The following is a 21173-nucleotide window of genomic DNA, read 5'->3' as shown; positions in this document are numbered from 1 at the left end:
ATGCCTCCTATTCTACTGTTACTTGATGTAATAAAATTGGCAATAAAAATTGCTTAGCAAAATCGATGATTTGTTCAACTTGTTCTTCAGTTAATTCAGGATACAAACGTTCATAGTAGCTGTCGCATTCTGATGATTGAAAAAGAATCCCTTGCCAAGTATTCATAAGCTGATTTTTAGCCCTATCACTATCAACAATTTCGCCTGTTTTTTTATTATAAGCAAAGGTTAACCAATTCCACGCACTTTGAATTGGCATTAATAACGGTTGATTGATGCCTTGCAAAAAACTTTCAACTAGTGGGGTTAAGTAAGTTAATGCCTCGTTGGCATCTAAATGCGAAAATCGCCATTCTTGATCATCACGACCATAAATGCGGCTTTGGCTATCAACTTTCTCACGGTATAAAATGCAATAAACCAAGTGATCTATCCATAATGAAATACCATCACGAATTGAAAGTTTTGATGGTCGCCAAGTTAAAATACCATCGGATTGCAAATGTGTTAGCCAACCTTGAAGTGGGTAATGTTGATTATTTACCTCAATTGTTATATTGACTTCCTCACTGGTCATCTCTAACCGTTCTTGACAGATTTTATCTGCTAAAGATTGCATAGCTTCGCTTTGCTCATCATAAATGATCTCACCAAAAGCGCCATCAGGCAGCTCACCAGTTAATCTTAATTGCTGATAAAGAACTTTTGAATCTTTAGATGTTTGAGTAATTAATTGATTTAAAATTTGCACATTGAGTTGATAACGTTTTAAGTTATCCAGATTAAAGTTTTCGGCATCAGGTAAAGTATCATCAAGATAACTGACATAAAAATTAAACCGTTTTTGCAAAAAAAACCGAATAGAGTGTTGAAAAAAACGTTTTAATTCATCAAGATTAATACAATCAATACTGATAGCTGGTATTTGACTAATGAATGTTTGGCTTTCTCCTTTTTTCAAGGCAGCCGGTAACCACTCATCGGCATAACTTTTCGGTTCTTGTAAAAAGTTTAAAGGATTAAATGGCGTTCTAGTGTGAAAAACTTTTAAAAAATCAATATTGTTTTCTGTGTTTTTTGTTGATTCACCATAATATTGAACAATATATTCCCAAAGTTCATCAACCAGTACGGATGGGTAACGTTCGCTATTATCTTTCATATCACGTCCGACATAACTGATATAGAGTTGATATTGAGTGGATAAAATGGCTTCTAAAAATAGATAACGATCATCAGTTCGACGACTGCGATCGCCTCGTCTTGGATATTTGGCAATTAAATCAAAATCCAGCGGTAGTGATGTTCTTGGGTAGTCGCCATCATTCATACCGAGCAAACAAACTACTTTAAATGGAATAGATCGCATAGGCATCATAGTACAAAAATTGATTTTACCGACTAAAAAACGATGTGCTAAGTGATTTTGTTCTAAACGAGCCTGCATTGCATCATGCAAAACAGTGATCGAAATAAGTTCGGTAAATTGAGCTGTTAGGCCACTATTAATTAATTGTTCCCATTCATCTTCTATCATTAATAAAAGAGCATCGCGTTGCTCATTATGCTTAAAAAAGTCATTAATTAGTTCAAGGCAATAACCTTGCCATTCAGATAATGGTTTGGCTTCATTTAGTATCATAAACCATTTACGAACAACTTTAATGAACTGAGCCAATTGACCGATAAGCTCAGCATCTAATCCTGTGGCACCATCATAAGGTAAAATTTGTTGCCAACCCCCTTGTTCACTATTCATGGTATAACCAAGCAATAATCGCTCAAGTCCGAATAGCCAACTGTGTGCACTTTCCAGACCAAAACGGATACCAGATTCGATAATCCATGTTCGCAATAAAATTAATTGTGATTCATTAATAGCAAAATTTTCAGCAATGGCGGGAATTTCCAGTAAATTAAATAGCTCTTCTGCAGTGAATCGACTATTGGGAAAGTTTAAAATAGCAAAAAATCCCTGAACGATTGGATCGATATTACGAGCCTTTTGGTCAGAAATCGTAAATGGTAAATAACGATCACCACTGGCATTACCGAATACGGCACGAATATAAGGTACATAGCGATCAATATCTGAAACCATCACAATACAATCGCGAAGTTCAATGTCAGGATTTGCATCAAAAACCGATAACAGATAATCGTATAATATTTCGACTTCACGTTGTTCGCTATGACAAATATGGAACGAAATGGATTTATCGGACATAGCGAGGTGTTTATTATTCGAATTATTATGATAAAGTTCTAAAATATCTTGCTGAATAGCGTGTAACAAGCAAGAGCGTTCTTGATCGACGAAGGCTTCAATATCTTGTTTACTATTAAATTCTTGTAATAAAAATAAATTGTCGCGACCTAATTTTCCCCACGAGGTTAATAATGGATTTGGGATCTTATCCGGTGTATTTAAAATGTCGGATAGCTGTTTTTCGACAATATCGCCCCAGTACCATTTACAAGGATTATTAAACATTAAATGTACATCAATATGTAGCCCTAGTGCTGATAGCAAGGAAAGATAAATAGGTGGTAGCGAGGTGATACCAAAAATAAAAATACGTTCGGGAAGCTGATTTAGTCGAGTGCTATCGAAATTATCATCTAACAAAATTTCTAGCATTTGTTGATAAATATTCGCACGGTGATAGGGCTGGCTAATTGCAATCAGTTGTCGCCATAATTCTGCTTGCCAAATTTCATCGGCATGATGATTGAGTTCGTCAACAGTTTGATTCGCTTCCCATTTTGCTAGCCAATCAGGACGATAAACCAAATATTGGTCAAATAAGCGGGCAATGCGGGTTGCTAACTGATAAAGCTTTCGATCTTGCTTATCAATATTAAGATAATGTTTAAGTGTGTTAAATTCGCCTTGCTCAATAATTTGTGGAAGTAAATAATACAAACGCCAAGTCATTGTCTCAATACTATAACTGTTTTCAACTGGCGCATCAGGCAATAAACTTTGATAAAGTTGCCAAATAAACTGGGTCGGAAAAAGAAAATCAACATTTGCTACTATACCCAGTTCATCTGCTAAAGCAATTTGCAACCATTGTCCCATACCTTGACTTTGCACCATCACAACATCGGGTGTAAAGATATCTTCTAATGGCTGTCTGCGCATCAATTCACTTAACAGTGTCTTGAGTAAATCAACTTGATTGGAATGGTAAATGGTAAACATGATCACATTAATGTTATATAAATTGACTCAAATTATCGCCGATAGCGACTAATAAATCTAGCACAGTAATTTTAAACAATTAGATTATAAATATCACATAGTATGATAGATTTTTGTCAAAACGTTTTAGCAAGAAAATAAAGAAAGATATTAATAATATATAATGAGTTATATTAATCAAACGTTTGTGTATAACATTTCATTTTATATTAAATTATATAAGGGCTTTAACAAAAATGGCAATATTCTCTTAAGCCTCTTAAGCAAATACACTATGGCTCATGCCAATTTATGCTTTTACTAAGTGTTTAAGCTGGTTATCATAGCTTAACATGATATTTTTGGGTGCCAAATCGCACTAAAAGCTTCAACTCTTCTATTAACATATAGACAAATCAAGACTATTGCCGATTCGTTTTGATTGTATTTAGCGAAATAACGATTATTCAAATAAATATAAATGTATCCTTGAAAAATATTTGCAGAATCTGGCATAGACATTTGCTGTAGTGTATTAGACAGGGGGGGATAAGCGAATAAAAGTTTTAATATAATGGGTCTCTTTTGGATCGTTTATCAATCGCATAATAGCGTAGAATCATCCTGAGGTTTGCGGTATATTTGATATTTAATCAATAAATTTATATGGTTATATATGGGTAGTCATGATTTGTTAAAGAGATAAAAATTGGTAATACAAGTAGCGAATGATAATAAACTGATTTTCAGTGATTGTTATTTTGACTGGGTTAATTTTATTGCTTTAAAAAGTGTAATAAAATAGAAGGTTACATCAATAAGATGTAACCTTCTATTTTATGCTAACACAGTAAAAAGCTAATTATTGCCCTATGCGGCGTGTTAATTCGATAACGCGAATTTTTGCCAAAGCTTTTGATAACTCTGCTGATGCTTGAGCAAATGACATATCATCACTTGGATGATTAATATGTTCTTGCGCTTGTCTTACTGCTTCTTGTGCTCTTGCTTCATCTAAGTCTTCACCGCGGATTGCGGTATCAGCTAAGATTGTCACAATATTCGGTTGAACTTCTAATACGCCACCAGAAAGGTAGATAAACTCTTCTTCACCATTTGCTTTGACAATGCCTACCATACCCGGTTTAATCATGGTAAGTAGGGGAGTGTGACCAGGGTAGATCCCAAGTTCACCTTCTTGACCTGTGACTCTGATTCGCTGAACATCACCTGAAAATAGGTGAGATTCAGCACTAACAACTTCTAATTGATAGGAAGTTAGTGCCATAATACTATCTCCGTTCAATGAATCTCTTATAGAGATTTCGCTTTCTCAATTACTTCGTCGATTGAACCAACCATATAGAATGCTTGTTCCGGAATGTGATCATAATCGCCATTCATAATTCCTTTAAAGGCACTGATGGTATCTTTCAATGGTACATATTTACCTGGTGAGCCTGTAAATACTTCCGCCACGAAAAATGGTTGAGATAAGAAGCGTTGAATTTTACGTGCACGAGCAACGGTTAATTTATCGTCTTCTGATAATTCGTCCATACCAAGAATTGCAATGATATCTTTTAATTCTTGGTAGCGTTGTAAAATTGACTGAACGCCACGAGCACAATCATAGTGTTCTTGACCAACAACTAATGGATCTAACTGACGACTGGTTGAATCTAATGGATCCACCGCAGGGTAGATACCTAATGAGGCAATTTGACGACTCAATACGATCGTTGCATCCAAGTGAGCAAAAGTTGTTGCTGGTGATGGGTCAGTCAGGTCATCGGCTGGCACGTATACCGCTTGAATTGAAGTGATTGAACCTGTTTTAGTTGAAGTAATGCGCTCTTGTAGCAAGCCCATCTCTTCTGCTAATGTTGGTTGGTAACCTACCGCTGAAGGCATACGACCTAATAGCGCAGATACTTCAGTACCAGCTAAGGTATAACGGTAAATATTATCGATGAATAGAAGAACATCTTTCCCTTCATCACGGAATTTCTCAGCCATGGTTAAGCCCGTTAACGCTACACGTAAACGGTTTCCAGGTGGCTCATTCATTTGACCATATACTAACGATACTTTATCAAGTACGTTTGATTCTTTCATTTCGTGATAGAAGTCATTACCTTCACGAGTACGTTCACCTACCCCGGTAAATACTGAGTAGCCTGAATGTTCGATAGCGATGTTACGGATTAATTCCATCATGTTAACAGTTTTACCAACACCTGCACCACCGAACAGACCAACTTTACCACCTTTAGCAAATGGACAAATTAAGTCGATAACTTTGATACCCGTTTCCAGTAATTCAGTCGAGTTAGCTAGTTCTTCATAAGTTGGTGCTGCTCGGTGAATTGCCCAACGCTCTTCTTCACCAATTGGACCTGCTTTATCAACAGGATCACCTAGTACGTTCATTATACGACCAAGTGTTTTAGTACCGACGGGTACTTCGATGCCGTGACCTGTATTTACTACTTTAAGTCCACGTCTTAAACCATCAGATGATCCCATTGCGATACAACAAACAACACCACCACCTAATTGTTGTTGAACTTCCAGAACTAATTTTTCAGCGCCGGTTTCTACTTCTAATGCATCATATACCTTTGGTACTGCATCTTCTGGGAATTCGACATCAACCACCGCACCGATGATCTGGACAATCTTTCCAGTAGCCATTTTTAATCCTCTACGTCTTTTTCTTAACTATAAGCCAATATTTAGCACTAACCTGAAACAGCGGCTGCACCGGATACAATATCAATCAATTCATTTGTGATCGCACCTTGACGTGCTTTATTGTACACAATTTGTAATTCATTAATTAAGTTTGCACCGTTATCTGTTGCTGCTTTCATGGCCACCATTCTTGCCGCTTGTTCACTCGCTAGATTGTCAACCACAGCTTGATAGACTTGTGATTCAATATAACGACGTAAAATCACATCTAATAGTGATTTAGCATCAGGCTCATAAATATAATCCCATGATGAAGCTTTGAGCGCTTTATCTTCTGATTGCGGTAATGGTAATAATTGCTGTATTGTTGGTTTTTGTGACATGGTATTAATAAATTTATTCGTAACAATATATAATTTATCAATTTTGCCATTGTCATATGCCTCAAGCATTGTTTTTACCGGTCCAATTAAATCGGATAAAGTTGGTTCGTCACCCAAATTCGTGACTTGCGTTAAGATGTTTGTTTTTACTGATGAAAAAAATGAAACACCTCGAGAACCAATCAAAGCAACATCAGCTTCAACATTTTTTTCCTGCCATGCTGACATATCAGCAATGACAGTTTTGAAAAGATTGATATTTAAACCACCGCATAAACCACGATCAGTTGAAATGATAAGATAGCCAACTCGCTTTACATCTCTTTCTTCTAAATAAGGATGTTTGGCGCCTATCTGAGCTAACGCTAAATGTCCAATTACTTCTCGAATCATCTCAGCATATGGACGACTTGCGGCCATTCTATCTTGTGTTTTACGCATTTTAGAATTGGCAACCATTTCCATTGCTTTAGTAATCTTTTGCGTACTTTGGATACTGGCAATTTTTGTTCTAATTTCTTTTGCATTAGCCATTTTTTACCTCACCCTTACCAAGTTTGAGTTGATTTAAAGCTTTCAAGTATTGCTTTTAATTTACTTTCAATCTCATCATTGTAATTACCCGTTTCGTCGATTTGTGTGACAAAATCCGCATATTGACTGTGGGCATAAGCAAGCAGTGCTGCTTCAAAAGGTAATACTTTAGCAAGTTCTACATCTTCAAGGTAACCACGCTCAGCAGCGTAAAGTACAATTGATTGCTCTGCAACAGTCATAGGCGAATATTGCTTTTGTTTCAATAGTTCAGTTACTTTTTCACCATGACTTAATTGGTTTCTTGTTGCTTCATCTAAGTCAGAAGCAAACTGTGAGAACGCAGCCAGTTCACGATATTGTGCAAGTGCTGTACGAATACCGCCTGATAATTTTTTCATTATCTTAGTTTGTGCAGCACCACCAACACGAGAAACCGAAATACCTGGGTTAACTGCAGGACGAATACCTGAGTTAAATAGGCTGGTTTCAAGGAATATCTGACCATCTGTAATCGAAATTACGTTAGTTGGTACGAATGCAGAAACGTCACCCGCTTGAGTTTCGATAATTGGTAACGCAGTTAATGAACCGGTTTTACCTTTTACTTCGCCTTTAGTGAACTCTTCAACATAAGCCTCGTTAACACGAGCTGCACGTTCAAGTAAACGTGAATGAAGATAGAACACATCACCAGGATACGCTTCACGTCCAGGTGGGCGACGAAGTAGTAATGAAATTTGACGATAAGCAACGGCTTGTTTAGATAAATCATCATAAACAATTAATGCGTCTTGTCCACGGTCACGGAAGTATTCTCCCATAGCACAACCAGCGTAAGGCGCTAAATATTGTAATGCGGCTGATTCAGACGCTGAAGCGACAACAACGATTGTATTTTTAAGTGCACCATGTTCTTCAAGTTTACGTACTACGTTTGCAATAGTTGACTGTTTTTGACCTATTGCGACATAGATACATTTTACACCTGAATCACGCTGGTTAATAATTGCATCGATTGCTAATGCTGTTTTACCTGTTTGACGGTCACCGATAATAAGTTCACGCTGACCACGACCAATTGGAATCATTGAGTCAACCGCTTTATAACCAGTTTGTAACGCTTGGTCAACAGATTGACGATCGATAACGCCTGGAGCAACAACTTCTACAGGTGAGAAACCGTCATGTTGAATAGAACCTTTTCCATCAATTGGTTCACCAAGTGTATTGATAACACGACCTAATAAGCCATCACCCACTGGTACCTGTAAAATGCGACCAGTACATTGCACTTTCATCCCTTCCGATAAGTCTTCGTATGGTCCCATAACCACCGCACCGACTGAATCTCGTTCTAGGTTTAATGCCATTGCATATCGATTACCAGGTAATGCAATCATTTCGCCTTGCATTACATCGGTTAATCCGTGAATTCGAAGAATACCATCACTAACTGAGATGATCGTTCCTTCATTGTGAGCATCACTCACAATATTGAACTGAGCTATCCGCTCTTTAATTAGTTCACTTATTTCAGTTGAATTTAGCTGCATTATCAGTCCCCTTAAGACTGTAGAGCGTCATTTAAACGATTTAAACGCCCTCTGATACTACTATCAATAACCATATCGCCCGTACGAATAATAAAACCAGAAATGAGCGATTTATCAATATGACATTTTAGTTTTACTTTTCGTGATAAACGTTTTTCGACAGCGATAGAAATTTTATTAAGTTGTTCACTAGTTAATTCACTAGCTGAAATGACATCCACATCTGCTTGAGCTTCTTTATCTAAACAATATTGTTCAAATAAAGTTAACACTTCAGGAAGAAGCGATAATCGTTTGTTTTCAGCCATCACTTTAATAAAATTAGTGCTAAACTCATCCAATACATCTTTACAGATGTTGATGAGTAAATTAGCCACCAAATCAGTTTTCATATCAGATGTTAGAATACTTCTTATTTGTGCATTTTTGCTTACTTGAGAAGTTAATACCAACATTTTATGCCATGATTCGATGCTGTTTTTTTCTACCGCAAAATCAAAAGCGGCTTTAGCATAAGGGCGAGCAATTGTAATTAAGTCAGTCATTGCTCTGTTCTCCTTACAGTTCAGCTACGAGTTTATCAATGATGTCGCTATTTGCGGCTTCATTAACAGAACGTTCAATAATTTTTTCTGCACCGGCAATAGCGAGTGTAGCGACTTGTTGTTTAAGCTCTTCTCTAGCGCGTTTGCGTTCAGCTTCTACTTCGGCAAGTCCTTGAGCAACAATACGTTCTTTCTCGCGAATCGCTTCTTGTTGAGCTTCTTCAAGAATGATAGCTTTACGTTTATTTGCTTGCTCAATAATTGCATTAGCCTCTACCTTAGCCTGTTGCATTATGTCAGATGTATTTGCTTTGGCTAATTCCAAATCTTTTTTTGCTGTTTCTGCTGAAGCAAGACCTTCTGCTATTTCTTTTTGGCGTTTTTCAATCGCATTAATAACAGGTGGCCAAATAAACTTCATGCAGAACCAAACAAACAATACAAATGTAATTGCTTGGCCGAGGAGAGTTGCGTTCATATTCATGAGACGATTCCTCTTAAAAATTTATTAACCGGCAACAGCAAAAATAACATAAAGTGCAATACCCACACAGATCATTGGGATCGCATCAACTAAGCCCATAACGATAAAGAATTGGGTACGTAACATAGGCATTAATTCAGGTTGACGAGCAGCACCTTCAAGGAATTTACCACCTAGTAATCCAATACCAACTGCACCACCAATTGCAGCTAATCCCATCATTATGCCTGCGGCTACAAATAACATACTATCCATTATATACTCCAGTTTATTATCAAAAAAATAGTGAAATTAGTGATCTTCCGTTGCCGATGCCATTGCTAAATAGACGATCGTCAACACCATAAAAATAAAAGCTTGTAACGTAATAATTAAAATATGGAATATGGCCCAAGGTAATGACAGTATCCATTGTGACCACCAAGGTAATAGTGCAGCAATTAAGATAAAAATAAGTTCACCTGCATACATATTACCGAAAAGTCGAAGTCCTAGAGAAACAGGTTTAGCTAATAAGCTAACAAGTTCAAGGATTAAATTGATTGGTGCAAATGCCCAATGATTAAAAGGATGAAGTGTATATTCTTTAATAAATCCAGAAATACCTTTGTATTTAATTGAATAGATTATAATAAGAATAAATACGCCTAATGACATTGACATTGTGATACTAACATCTGCAGAAGGAACGACTCTTAAATGAGAAATACCTAAATATTGCGCTGCGTAAGGTAAAAAATCTACTGGAATGAGATCCATTAAATTCATCAAGAACACCCAAGTAAACACTGTTAGGGCTAACGGTGCAATGAGTTTATTTTGACCAGTGAACATGTCTTTGACAGTGTTATTAACAAATTCGAAGAGTATTTCTACTGCACATTGCAATTTACTCGGTACACCACTGGTCGCTTTTTTAGCTACACAATGGAATATCCATAAAAAGATAATACCTAGTACAATTGAAAAGAACAACGAATCCAGATTAAAGGTCCAAAAACCAGAACCTACTTGCAAGTTCTCAAGATGATGCTTGATATAAGCTTGTGGTGAAGCTGGAGAGGAAACTGACATAAAACCCTCTTACCTTATTTCTAAAATTTAAAAATACTGCCTATATTCTTTTTTGATAAAGGTATAAGCAATCGCTTGTAATAATCCGAAGCTTCTATTTTAAACCTAATTGCCTATAATAAGTCAACCTTTGATTAACAAAATTAAGAATTTAGACACTTTTTACTAAATTTGTGTAAAGAATAGCAACTTCTCGTGTTACTTTATTAGAAATAATCCCCTATTAATTGTCACATTAATGGGGATTAATTAACCTAATTTGATGCTTTAACTGCTTCAGAAATTTGTTCTGCTAGTTTCTGTACTTCCGCAGAATTACTACCTTCTACCATGACGCGAATGAGTGGTTCTGTTCCTGATTTTCGAATCAAAACACGCCCATGAATACCAAGTTGTTTTTCGGCTTGTTTAATGGCTAATTTGACATTAGAATTTGTTAATGGATCGTGTTTGCCAGAAAATCGTACATTAATTAATATTTGTGGCAACATAGTCATACCACTACATAAATCCGCCAATGACATGTCATTACGCACCATAGCAGCTAAAACTTGTAGACCAGCAATGATACCATCACCAGTGGTGGTTTTATCTAACAATAAAACATGACCAGAATTTTCAGCACCTAAACGCCAATTTTTTTCAAGCATTTTTTCAAGTACATAACGGTCACCAACTTTAGCGCGAACAAATTGAATGCCCAAATTTTTAAGCGCGATTTCAAGTCCTATATTACTCATTAATGTGCCAACAACCCCCCCTTTTAGTTGACCTTGTCTTAAGGCTTCACGGGCAATAATGTAAATAATTAAATCACCATCAATTTTATTGCCTTTATGATCGACCATAATAATGCGATCACCATCTCCATCAAGAGCAAAGCCTAAGTCAGCTTTTTCTTCAAGAACACTTTTGGTTAATGCCTTTACATCAGTAGCACCACAGTTTTCATTAATATTGACACCATCGGGTTCACAGCCAATCTTTATCACATTTGCACCAAGTTCACGTAAAACTTTAGGGGCGATATGATAAGTGGCACCGTTAGCACAATCGACGACTATTTTTAATCCAGCTAAACTTAAATCATGATCAAAGGTGCTTTTACAAAATTCGATATAACGGCCTGCTGCATCGGTAATGCGGCTTGCACGTCCGAGTTGTTTGGATTCAACGCAGTCGATCTCTTTTTCAAGTTGAGCTTCAATTTCTGATTCGATTGCATCATCAAGTTTCTTCCCCTCGGTTGAAAAAAATTTAATACCATTATCATAAAAGGGGTTATGCGATGCCGAAATCACTACACCAGCATCAGCTCGAAATGTTCGTGTTAAATAGGCAATAGCTGGGGTTGGCATGGGACCAGTAAATGCAGTAGCAACACCAGCCGAAGCAAATCCTGCTTCAAGAGCTGATTCAAGCATGTAACCTGAAATACGCGTATCTTTACCAATTAATACTTTTTTAACCCCATCTTTGGCAAGTATACGACCTGCAGCCCACCCTAGCTTAAGCGCAAAATCCGGTGTGATGGGGTATTCTCCAACTTTTCCTCGAATCCCATCTGTTCCAAAATATTTTCGATTAGACATTTTATTCCCTCACACTAAATTTTATTTTGGTCTGCTTTTAACTATAAGATTATTATTTATAAATCATTTTAACTAGACGCAGTATGTATGAACTTTTTGTAAAAAAGTTTGAGGTTGACTATACGTTTTAGTATAAAATCATTCCCGATTATCATTAGCAAATTTAAGTAAAACCTGACTTTCTTTAATAAAGCGTTGGGCGTAATTACCAAACCACTCAGTGACGTTATTAAAATTCTCAATAAATTTTTCTTTGTTACGTTGCTCAATTAATTCAACCATTTCTCCGAAACATTGGTAATAATGTTTGATCAACTCAATATTTTCGTCAGATGCCATAATAATATCGGCATAAAGTACTGGATCTTGCGCAAACAATCGACCAACCATCATTAATTCTAGGCGATAAATAGGAGAAGATAGAGCAATCAATTGTTCTAAATCGGCTTGTTCCCGCTGCATATTCACGCCATATGAAAAAGAGGTAAAATGGCGTAAAGCTTGAATAAATGACATGCATTTATCATGCTCTTTAGCATCAATTGCACATAAATTGGCTCCCCAAATACGCATTTGTTCAATTAACCATACATATTTAGCTGGTTCACGCCCTTCACAATAGACAATAATCTGTTTTGCTAAATTCGGCACATCAGGACCAAACATCGGATGCAGCCCAACAACAGGACCGGAATGCTTTTTGAGCATAGCCTCCAGGGGTTTAACTTTTATAGACGTGAAATCGGTTAAAATACAATCCTTAGGCAGTTGCGGTAATTGATCGATGATTTCGCATGTTTTGTTAATTGGTACTGTCACAATCACTGCTGCGGCATCAGCAACCACTTCAGCTGCTTGATGCATGGTTTTAGAACCTAAGGTTTTAACATGGTAACCAGATAAAGTGAATAGACGGGTAAACAATCTACCCATTTGTCCATTACCTCCAACGATAACAATAGAACCTTGACCGGTATAGACCTTTTTAAAACCTTTGTTATTTTCACTGATGTATGATTCACGCATTAAACGGCGTAATATATCTTCAATTAAAGAAGGTGAAACGCCAATATTTTCAGCCTCTTGTCTTCTTTGGGCTAACATTTCTGCTTCACGCTTGGGATCGTAAATCGGAATACCGTGTTTGCTTTTTACATCGCCAACTTTGGCAACTAATGATAATCTTTTATTAATTAGAGATAAAATTGATTGATCGATTTCATCGATTTTATCGCGTAAGGCAAGTAATTCCGTAGACATATTCGGTTATTCCTTTTCTCACAAATGATAACTGTTACTATAATAGCTTAACAGTATAACGTATTTTTGGTAGGATGGGACTATTGCAACCTTAATTCCAATATAATAAATTTATCATGAAAGTTATTTCTTTTAATATTAATAGCCTTCGGGCTCGAATACATCAATTAGCCGCCATTATCGACCAGCATCAACCGGATGTGATAGGTTTGCAAGAAACCAAAGTTCATAATGATCAGTTTCCAGTTGAAGAACTGGAACAGTTTGGTTATTACTTAAACTATCATGGGCAAAAAGGGCATTATGGTGTGGCACTGTTAACTAAGCAAAAGCCCCTTTCGGTTCAATGTGGTTTTTCAACGGATAGCGATGATGCACAATGCCGATTAATTATGGCTCAGTTAGCAACCAGACAAGGTAATTTAACGGTGATTAATGGTTATTTTCCGCAAGGAGAAAGTCTGCATCATGAAATCAAATACCCTGCAAAACGTAAATTTTATCAAGATCTGATTCATCATTTAAAGCAACAGCAATTGAGTGATCAGCTCTGCTTAATTATGGGCGATATGAATATTAGCCCAACCGATTTGGATATCGGCATTTCAGACGATAGCCGTAAACGTTGGTTACGTACTGGTAAATGTTCATTTTTACCTGAAGAGCGGGATTGGATGAACAATTTACTGTCGCTTGGGTTTACAGATACTTATCGTAATGAACATCCAACAAAGCAGGAATATTCCTGGTTTGATTATCGTTCTAAGGGATTTGATACCCATACTGGATTAAGAATTGATTTGATTTTAGCAAGTGAAAAGCTGATGGCATATTGTCAACAAACAGGCATTGATTACAATATTCGCGCCATGGAAAAACCGTCTGATCATGCGCCAATTTGGGCACAATTTGATTTAGCTTAAAATAGGTAACTGTATCATAACAACAGAGGAAGACTATGCAGCACAATAGTTCGATTTTATCGGTTAAAGATCTTAATCAAATGGTGAAAGATCTTCTTTCTGATGCGATTGGTCAAATTTGGCTGATGGGCGAAATTTCTAATTTTTCTCGTCCAGCTTCTGGGCATTGGTATTTCACGTTAAAAGATGATACAGCTCAAGTTCGTTGTGCCATGTTTCGCAATAGCAATTTCCGTGCTGGCTTTACACCACAAAATGGTCAGCAGGTATTGGTTAGAGCTACAGTTACACTCTATGAGGCACGCGGTGAATATCAACTTGTTATTGATAAAATCCAACCCGCTGGCGCAGGATTGTTACAACAAAAGTTTGAACAATTAAAACAAAAATTATTTGAAGAAGGTTTATTTGATTCTATTTATAAACAGTCATTGCCTGAAAATATTCGTACTGTTGGCATTGTTACCTCTTCAACTGGAGCGGCATTACATGATATTTGTCAGATCTTAAAACGTCGTGATCCAAGTTTGCATTTAATTATTTATCCAACGCAAGTACAAGGTACAGAAGCTGCTGCGCAAATCGCTAAAATGATTCAAATTGCCAATGTTCGTCAAGAATGTGATGTGTTAATTGTCGGTCGAGGTGGTGGTTCACTCGAAGATTTATGGTCATTTAATGAAGAAGTGGTCGCAAGAGCAATTTTTGCCAGCCAATTGCCAATTGTCAGTGCCGTTGGACATGAAATTGATTTTACCATTGCCGATTTTGTTGCAGATGTCAGAGCAGCAACTCCCTCAGCTGCAGCTGAATTGGTCAGTCGCGATAATTTGGAGCAAATTAGGCGTATTCAAGTTCAAGAGCAGCATTTATCTATGGCAATGGATTATTATTTAACACGACGCCGTGAAATGCTCAATAAGTGGCGTCACCAATTACATACCCAACATCCACAAGCTAAACTAGCAAAAAAGTTAAATCGATTACTTTCTTACCAGCATGCTTTATATGAAAATATGCAGCAATATTTACTCAAACAGTCAAATTGCCATAATTTTTTAGATAAACAACTATTACGGCTATCACCACAAAATAATATTATCTACTTGAGTCAGCTAATTCGCCAAAAACGTCAGCAAATTGTTAATTTAATTCATCAAAAAATAACTCAGTCACGACATCAATTTATTTTGCAAACTTCACAACTTAATAGTGTCAGTCCACTTGGGACATTAGAAAGAGGATACTCTATAACGACCAATCAACAAAATACCGTTGTGCGTCATGTTGAACAAGTAAACGAAGGTGAGCTTATCACAACCCGATTAGTTAGTGGTCACTTAACTAGTAAAATTGTTGATATACAAAAATAAAGATAATTATTAGTGCAATTTTTAAATGACGATTGATTTAATGGTCATTTATTGAAAATAATAAATACAAATGGAAATGATTATTTTTATTGGTCTCATTTCGAGATATGAATTATATAATAAGTTAAATTAAATTTGAATATTCAAACGTTTGATAGAATTGTACCCCAAGCAGTATTAACTATATAATATTGTTGATATTAACTTTAAAAATATAAAGAGAAAAAACCAATTATGCATCACCCCATAGGAATTGATTTAGGTACTACCAATAGTTTAATTTGTGTCTGGCAAGATGGTAAGCCAATACTTATTCCCAATTCAATAGGAGAAATTATCACTCCATCAGTTGTAAGTATTGATGAAGATGATTCTATTTTAGTTGGGCGTGCAGCTTTATCCCGTTTAACTACTCATCCAAATAGAACGGCAGCAGCATTCAAACGTTTTCTAGGCTCTAATAAAGTATTTGAATTGGATGACAAGAAATTTACACCAACTGAACTTTCTGCCATGGTGCTAAAATCACTTAAAGCCGATGCCGAAGCTTATTTAAACCAAGAAATACACGATGTCGTGATTTCTGTTCCTGCTTATTTTAATGATGAACAACGCAAACAAACACGTTTTGCCGCAGAATTAGCGGGTTTAAATGCAGTACGTTTAATCAATGAGCCAACCGCAGCAGCTATGGCGTATGGGTTACATGAAGAGCAATCAGGTAATACTCTCGTTTTTGACTTAGGTGGTGGTACCTTTGATGTGACTGTACTGGAGTATGCTTTGCCAATTATTGAAGTACATGCATCTGCTGGAGACAACTATTTAGGTGGTGAAGATTTTACTGATGAACTGGTTAAGGCCTGCTTAAATGAGTGGAATCTTAAACAGAAAGATATTCCTGTTGATGACTATGCACGTTTATTGGATTTAGCGGAGCAACTAAAATGTAAATTAAACAGAGATGAATTGCACAAATTAACTTGGTTTTGGCAAGATAAGCAGTGGCAATTTTCCTTAAATGAAAACCGAGCCAAAACGCTATGGTTACCACTTCTTAATCGTTTGCGTGCGCCTATTGAACAAGCTTTAAATGATGCACGTTTAAAGACTAATCAGCTTGAGCATATTGTGTTGGTAGGTGGCTCATCGCAACTCGGTGTAGTGCGTGAATTGGTAACGAAGTTGTTTGGAAAATTACCTTATCGCCATATTAATCCTACCACGATTGTGGCCCAAGGCGCTGCTGTTCAAGCTGCTTGTCGATTACGTAATGCAGATATTGAAGAGGTTATTTTAACGGATGTATGTCCTTATACATTAGGTATTGAAAGTAGTTCAGGTAATGTGGACGGATTATTTGCACCAATTATAGAACGCAATACCATTGTTCCAACCTCGAAAGTAAAAACTTTTTACACGGTGCACCCGCAACAGAAAATTATTGGTATTTCGGTTTATCAAGGCGAAAGCCCACGCGTAGAAAATAATGTATTGATTGATCAGTTTGATGTGTTGGTAACCCCGATGGAGAAAACACAAGGTATTGATGTGCGTTTTAGTTATGATTTGAATGGTTTGTTAGAAGTTGATGTAGTTGAACTTGAAACAGGCATTCAACATGGAAAAGTTATTGATCATAGCCCAATAGGATTAACTGATGAACAAAGACAAGAGAGCCATGAACGGCTAAAATCGCTCAAAGTTCATCCCCGTGATGAGATGCCAAATCGGACTTTATTAGCAAGGTTAGAACGAGCATGGGCGCAATCATTAGGTGATGAAAGAGCATTAATTGGGTCGTATATTGAAGCTTTTATTGAGGTGTTAAATCAGCAAAATTCAGAAGAAATTAGTGAAATGCGCTATGAAATTGAAGTAAATCTAAAAGAGCTCAATCGATAACCACTATAGATTTTTATCAGACGATTTTCCCCTTTTTATACGAACTAAAAAAGGGGATTTTATACCGCTTACTTTTCCTTAATGGTTTTTTTTATTGGTGGTCCAAAGCGATTGGTTTTTTTGAATTCTGGAAACCAACATGGTAATAATAATAGTGGTAGCTTAAGTGTTGTTGTAACAAAATATAAAGGTTGTCCTTTATCAGTATCATTGATACGTCGTTTGATAGCAAAAATAGTATTCATTGCTATCAATGTCAAAATGACACAACTTGTTATATTGTCTAAATCATTTTTACTTAAAAACGTAACCATTTTAATAGATAAGATTAATTGCACGATAAAGCCTATTATATTTGTGCGCCCATTCCAACGCCAAAACTGCCACCATCTATTTGAGGGTAGGGATTGTGAATCAAGCCATTTTTTATTTTCAGTATCTTTTGCCAAAAGTAATGCTGCACAGAGTCGTAAAACTAAATCGTTATCGCTATCATTTTTAAATTCATCTAACAATTTTAGTTCATCATCATCACATACGCCGTATTGATTGGATAAGCGTTTAGCAAGTGATGCGAACTCGTTAAATTGCTTGGTATTGTGATATCTGTTTTTATTAATCGTAAAAGGATATCTCCAATTATCTTTTAAAGAGTTAGCTACCTTTTGTAGATCTTTATTGTTACCAACCAGTTTTTGTAACGTGTGATCTAATTTGGTTTTTTGTTCAGGTTTGTTTAATACAATCAGGTATAGCAATATCAAATAAGCTGGATTTTTTTTAGCTAATTTCTGTGCCCATAATTGTTCTATTTTTTGTTCTATATCATTAAAATCGATATAGTCTGGATCATCAATAAACCATTCTATTGAATCTGGATAATTGTTTAAAATACAATTAACTAGATCACTATCATTATCAATTAGGTTGTAAAGTTCAGATTGATTGTGCCAATTGCCATGTTTAAATATCTCTATTAATGGTTTAAGTTTATCATCCTCCTCCATAGTAAAATGATCATTTTTTTGTCGAATATAAATAGCGACATTTGTCGGATCGTTAACAATAGCATAAACTAATAAACAATGATAAAACCATTGCCAATACGCATTTTTGTTATTCATTCTTGTTGATGCATCTGGCGGTTCGGGTAGCAAATAATATTCCATGAATTCTAAAAATATAGCCCAATCAAACATTTCCATATTTGAATAATGAAAGCTATGATATAAATGTAATTTAGCAATATCGGGGATCGCTTGGAATCTATCTAGCCATAAGCGACCATATAAAACCAGCTCACCATTTTCATTTGGATCGAATTTTTTAGGTAACTGGGCATTTTTATCCTTATCAAATAACCATGCTTTAAATTCTTGTATTGGTGAGAGTTGTTTGAGCCATGTTAGATGTTGTCGTGCCTGTCGTTGTAAATGATGCAGAATAAATTGTTCAAAAGGATCATTGCTTTGATCATCTAAAATTTCTTGTAATAATATTTCGTTACCATGGCGCAACATCACAGCATGCCGATATAATCGATATAATCGACTCGAACCGTCATCGCGTAACAATATCGATAGAATTTGTCGATAACTCCAATTTACGCTTAAACTCCAATTAACAAAATCAACAATTTCTTTTGGGTAACTGTCGATATCATCGAGTCCAGCTAATCGTGCTGTTGTGGCAGTAGTTAATTGCGGAATTGTGTGTAAATAAATTTCTGTTTTATCGGTGGCAGCACAATGACTTTTATTTAATGCCATAATTAATAGAGGGAAGTAATCTTTTTTAAAGTAGACGCACCAACCCGCGATCCAACTTTCTGCTTTTTCTCGATAATGCCCAGAATAATACAAGTCTAACCAGGATTGTAAGGCATTGTGTTTGTCTTCAAGCAAAGTATACTGAATAGCGGCTATATATTTCCAATCGATGATGGTTTGTTCATTTTGATCGTTTCCGGCAATACATTTTAAAGCATAATCCAAAATAAATTGATTTTTCATGTTTGCTTCACTATGCCAAAAAGCAAATTCAAGCATTAAATTTTTATCATCAGGAAGATAAATGACAGTATCTTGGGATAAGAACATATAAACATCGTCGGGTCTACGTTCCCAAAAAAACCATTTGATAGAATAAATATAATCAATAGTAGCATTTTGTAATGCTTTATTGGTTGTTGGTAGACAGGTGTAATCAAATAAATCGCCATGATCGATATGATTTAAGTAACTATCATATAGTTGAGATTCATCAGTAAACTGAGTCATTAATTGCTGACGCCAGCGTAAATTATCGGCTAGAATCTTAACACATGACTCTGAAATATTGGTTGTTTCATAGCTTAACGTTAATAATCGCCACTTGACTGAATCAATAACCGACATTGGGTAATCATAAAATGAAGCAATAAATTTTTGCCATTCATCTCTTTTATAACAACGCAGGGGATCTTCTAATAGAGCTTGGTAAGCTTGGTAAATTTCATTTGCTTGAATTTGTTCTTCTGTTAGTTGTAATAAAGACTCTTGTTCGGATTGTTGGGTTGCTGCATCAATAGCTGTTTCAGGTGAATTTGCATAATTTATTGCTGCTTCATAAGCCTCGCGCAATGCTTTAAATCCATTAGGATCCGTTTCTGGATGATATAATGGCAGCTTTGCACGATACGATTGACGAATAATCGCAGTATCCGTAGTGGGTTTGATGCCTAATATTTGCCAAAAATTTGTATTCATGACCAATCATACTCCCTTAAAGATTCTGGTTTTTCGCGTTCTTTAATATCAATGTACCAAGGTAGACGATTGCAAGGCGAATCTTCGTCGCTAATTAATATTTTCATGGTACGCGTTTGCGATGCTCTGGTTAATTCACAACGTAAAGCTTCAAGATTTTCTTTGTTGTTAAATGATTCCCAAAATTGAAAACCAACGGACCAACCAGCAAAGTAGTTACGCCAGGATTTATAAAAATATTGAGAACGAGCAGCAATTTTTGTAAGAATCCATAGCGCTTCTTCTTCGGTAATATATTTGTTGGTCGTGCCATTTCGTAGTATATATGCCATACGTGCATAATCCCAACTACGAATGCCACCAATACCACATACACAAAAAGTTTGTTCAACAAATTCCAGTAAGACTTTTTGATAATCGTCTTGATTTTGACAGTAATTACGCCAATCGGATTCTGAGGATCGACAGTATATTGAATAATAGTGAGATAATAATGGCGAATGTCCATTATCAACCATATCAAAAACACAATTGAGCAGAGTCTGACGAGATGTGATTCCCCAACTTTCGCTCAAATCTACAAAATTACGTTCGGGAATAAAGTATGCTGAAGTATAACTTGCACCATTATCTTTGTTTAAAGCAACCATTGGCGCGGACAAGCCATATAGCCAATCAATACTATCTTTATTCATGTGTTAATTCCAATAATTCCAAATGTTACATCATATTATTGACATTAGATTGTAACAAAAAAAGTAACTGTGATTAGTAATAAAATAGAACAATTTTTAAATCATTTATGTTCTTATATTTTTAATCGTTTTTATCATAACGTAATACACAAAATTGTTTTGCAAATCATTATCAACAAGGCATAATAACAGCGATTTTAGTATTTGATTATTACAAT

Annotated in this window: 16 protein-coding genes; 3 read left to right on the top strand and 13 right to left on the bottom strand. The window is 36.0% G+C overall.

Going from position 1 to position 21173, the window contains the following annotated elements; translation table 11 throughout:
• Window positions 1-7 precede the first annotated feature (7 nt).
• The 11 genes from recC to tyrA all read right to left on the bottom strand — a co-directional run bounded on the left by recC (window position 8) and on the right by tyrA (window position 13312).
• Window positions 8-3208: an exodeoxyribonuclease V subunit gamma gene (recC, locus tag J3U19_RS04325; RefSeq protein WP_267340221.1), complete on the bottom strand. Its 3201-nt coding sequence runs from the start codon at window positions 3206-3208 to the stop codon at window positions 8-10.
• A gap of 841 nt (window positions 3209-4049) precedes the next feature.
• Window positions 4050-4475 carry a F0F1 ATP synthase subunit epsilon gene (locus J3U19_RS04320; protein ID WP_267340223.1) on the bottom strand — a complete coding sequence of 142 codons (426 nt, stop codon included), beginning with the start codon at window positions 4473-4475 and terminating at the stop codon, window positions 4050-4052.
• Window positions 4476-4501: 26 nt separating this feature from the next.
• On the bottom strand, window positions 4502-5884 hold the full coding sequence (gene atpD / locus J3U19_RS04315; protein WP_267340224.1) for a F0F1 ATP synthase subunit beta: 1383 nt from the start codon (window positions 5882-5884) through the stop codon (window positions 4502-4504).
• A gap of 47 nt (window positions 5885-5931) precedes the next feature.
• Window positions 5932-6801 carry a F0F1 ATP synthase subunit gamma gene (gene atpG, locus J3U19_RS04310; protein WP_267340225.1) on the bottom strand — a complete coding sequence of 290 codons (870 nt, stop codon included), beginning with the start codon at window positions 6799-6801 and terminating at the stop codon, window positions 5932-5934.
• Between the two features lie 14 nt (window positions 6802-6815).
• A complete protein-coding gene (gene atpA / locus J3U19_RS04305; protein WP_416380240.1) occupies window positions 6816-8357 on the bottom strand; it encodes a F0F1 ATP synthase subunit alpha in 1542 nt (513 codons plus the stop codon).
• A gap of 11 nt (window positions 8358-8368) precedes the next feature.
• Window positions 8369-8902, bottom strand: coding sequence for a F0F1 ATP synthase subunit delta (gene atpH / locus J3U19_RS04300; RefSeq protein WP_267340226.1), 534 nt, complete (start codon window positions 8900-8902; stop codon window positions 8369-8371).
• Between the two features lie 13 nt (window positions 8903-8915).
• A complete protein-coding gene (gene atpF / locus J3U19_RS04295; RefSeq protein WP_267340228.1) occupies window positions 8916-9386 on the bottom strand; it encodes a F0F1 ATP synthase subunit B in 471 nt (156 codons plus the stop codon).
• 24 nt (window positions 9387-9410) lie between these two features.
• Window positions 9411-9641 carry a F0F1 ATP synthase subunit C gene (atpE, locus tag J3U19_RS04290; protein WP_034901511.1) on the bottom strand — a complete coding sequence of 77 codons (231 nt, stop codon included), beginning with the start codon at window positions 9639-9641 and terminating at the stop codon, window positions 9411-9413.
• A gap of 36 nt (window positions 9642-9677) precedes the next feature.
• The gene (atpB, locus tag J3U19_RS04285; RefSeq protein WP_267340230.1) at window positions 9678-10460 is read right to left on the bottom strand and encodes a F0F1 ATP synthase subunit A; all 783 of its coding nucleotides are present in this window, start codon (window positions 10458-10460) and stop codon (window positions 9678-9680) included.
• A 254-nt stretch (window positions 10461-10714) separates the two neighbouring features.
• Window positions 10715-12052 carry a phosphoglucosamine mutase gene (gene glmM / locus J3U19_RS04280; protein WP_267340231.1) on the bottom strand — a complete coding sequence of 446 codons (1338 nt, stop codon included), beginning with the start codon at window positions 12050-12052 and terminating at the stop codon, window positions 10715-10717.
• 138 nt (window positions 12053-12190) lie between these two features.
• Complete coding sequence (tyrA, locus tag J3U19_RS04275) at window positions 12191-13312, bottom strand: bifunctional chorismate mutase/prephenate dehydrogenase (protein ID WP_267345508.1); 1122 nt, start codon at window positions 13310-13312, stop codon at window positions 12191-12193.
• 116 nt (window positions 13313-13428) lie between these two features.
• On the opposite strand from tyrA, the gene xthA reads away from it, so the two are divergent.
• The 3 genes from xthA (at window position 13429) to J3U19_RS04260 (ending at window position 17513) form a co-directional block, all read left to right on the top strand.
• The gene (xthA, locus tag J3U19_RS04270) at window positions 13429-14235 is read left to right on the top strand and encodes an exodeoxyribonuclease III (protein ID WP_267340234.1); all 807 of its coding nucleotides are present in this window, start codon (window positions 13429-13431) and stop codon (window positions 14233-14235) included.
• 35 nt (window positions 14236-14270) lie between these two features.
• Entirely contained in the window at window positions 14271-15608 is a 1338-nt protein-coding gene (gene xseA / locus J3U19_RS04265) for an exodeoxyribonuclease VII large subunit (protein WP_267345506.1), read from the top strand.
• A gap of 234 nt (window positions 15609-15842) precedes the next feature.
• Window positions 15843-17513 carry a molecular chaperone HscC gene (locus tag J3U19_RS04260; protein ID WP_274460534.1) on the top strand — a complete coding sequence of 557 codons (1671 nt, stop codon included), beginning with the start codon at window positions 15843-15845 and terminating at the stop codon, window positions 17511-17513.
• 68 nt (window positions 17514-17581) lie between these two features.
• Here J3U19_RS04260 and J3U19_RS04255 read toward each other — a convergent pair whose 3' ends face one another.
• Together J3U19_RS04255 and J3U19_RS04250 are read right to left on the bottom strand one after the other, a co-directional pair.
• A complete protein-coding gene (locus tag J3U19_RS04255; RefSeq protein WP_267345505.1) occupies window positions 17582-20260 on the bottom strand; it encodes a J domain-containing protein in 2679 nt (892 codons plus the stop codon).
• Complete coding sequence (locus tag J3U19_RS04250; RefSeq protein WP_267340237.1) at window positions 20257-20955, bottom strand: DUF1266 domain-containing protein; 699 nt, start codon at window positions 20953-20955, stop codon at window positions 20257-20259. The genes J3U19_RS04255 and J3U19_RS04250 overlap by 4 nt, the downstream gene beginning before the upstream one ends.
• Window positions 20956-21173 lie beyond the last annotated feature (218 nt).

The sequence above is a fragment of the Gilliamella sp. B2828 genome, from assembly GCF_026537125.1.
Taxonomy (GTDB): Bacteria; Pseudomonadota; Gammaproteobacteria; order Enterobacterales; family Orbaceae; genus Gilliamella.
This window is presented reverse-complemented; position numbering and strand designations above follow the sequence as displayed.

Excerpts from the sequence above, each read along its gene's own strand:
- xseA (WP_267345506.1), top strand. The coding sequence starts at position 14,271 with ATGCAGCACAATAGTTCGATTTTATCGGTTAAAGATCTTAATCAAATG.
- atpD (WP_267340224.1), bottom strand. The coding sequence starts at position 5,884 with ATGGCTACTGGAAAGATTGTCCAGATCATCGGTGCGGTGGTTGATGTC.
- J3U19_RS04250 (WP_267340237.1), bottom strand. The coding sequence starts at position 20,955 with ATGAATAAAGATAGTATTGATTGGCTATATGGCTTGTCCGCGCCAATG.
- tyrA (WP_267345508.1), bottom strand. The coding sequence starts at position 13,312 with ATGTCTACGGAATTACTTGCCTTACGCGATAAAATCGATGAAATCGAT.
- atpH (WP_267340226.1), bottom strand. The coding sequence starts at position 8,902 with ATGACTGACTTAATTACAATTGCTCGCCCTTATGCTAAAGCCGCTTTT.
- recC (WP_267340221.1), bottom strand. The coding sequence starts at position 3,208 with ATGTTTACCATTTACCATTCCAATCAAGTTGATTTACTCAAGACACTG.
- atpF (WP_267340228.1), bottom strand. The coding sequence starts at position 9,386 with ATGAATATGAACGCAACTCTCCTCGGCCAAGCAATTACATTTGTATTG.
- glmM (WP_267340231.1), bottom strand. The coding sequence starts at position 12,052 with ATGTCTAATCGAAAATATTTTGGAACAGATGGGATTCGAGGAAAAGTT.
- xthA (WP_267340234.1), top strand. The coding sequence starts at position 13,429 with ATGAAAGTTATTTCTTTTAATATTAATAGCCTTCGGGCTCGAATACAT.
- J3U19_RS04320 (WP_267340223.1), bottom strand. The coding sequence starts at position 4,475 with ATGGCACTAACTTCCTATCAATTAGAAGTTGTTAGTGCTGAATCTCAC.
- J3U19_RS04260 (WP_274460534.1), top strand. The coding sequence starts at position 15,843 with ATGCATCACCCCATAGGAATTGATTTAGGTACTACCAATAGTTTAATT.
- atpE (WP_034901511.1), bottom strand. The coding sequence starts at position 9,641 with ATGGATAGTATGTTATTTGTAGCCGCAGGCATAATGATGGGATTAGCT.
- atpG (WP_267340225.1), bottom strand. The coding sequence starts at position 6,801 with ATGGCTAATGCAAAAGAAATTAGAACAAAAATTGCCAGTATCCAAAGT.
- atpB (WP_267340230.1), bottom strand. The coding sequence starts at position 10,460 with ATGTCAGTTTCCTCTCCAGCTTCACCACAAGCTTATATCAAGCATCAT.
- atpA (WP_416380240.1), bottom strand. The coding sequence starts at position 8,357 with ATGCAGCTAAATTCAACTGAAATAAGTGAACTAATTAAAGAGCGGATA.
- J3U19_RS04255 (WP_267345505.1), bottom strand. The coding sequence starts at position 20,260 with ATGAATACAAATTTTTGGCAAATATTAGGCATCAAACCCACTACGGAT.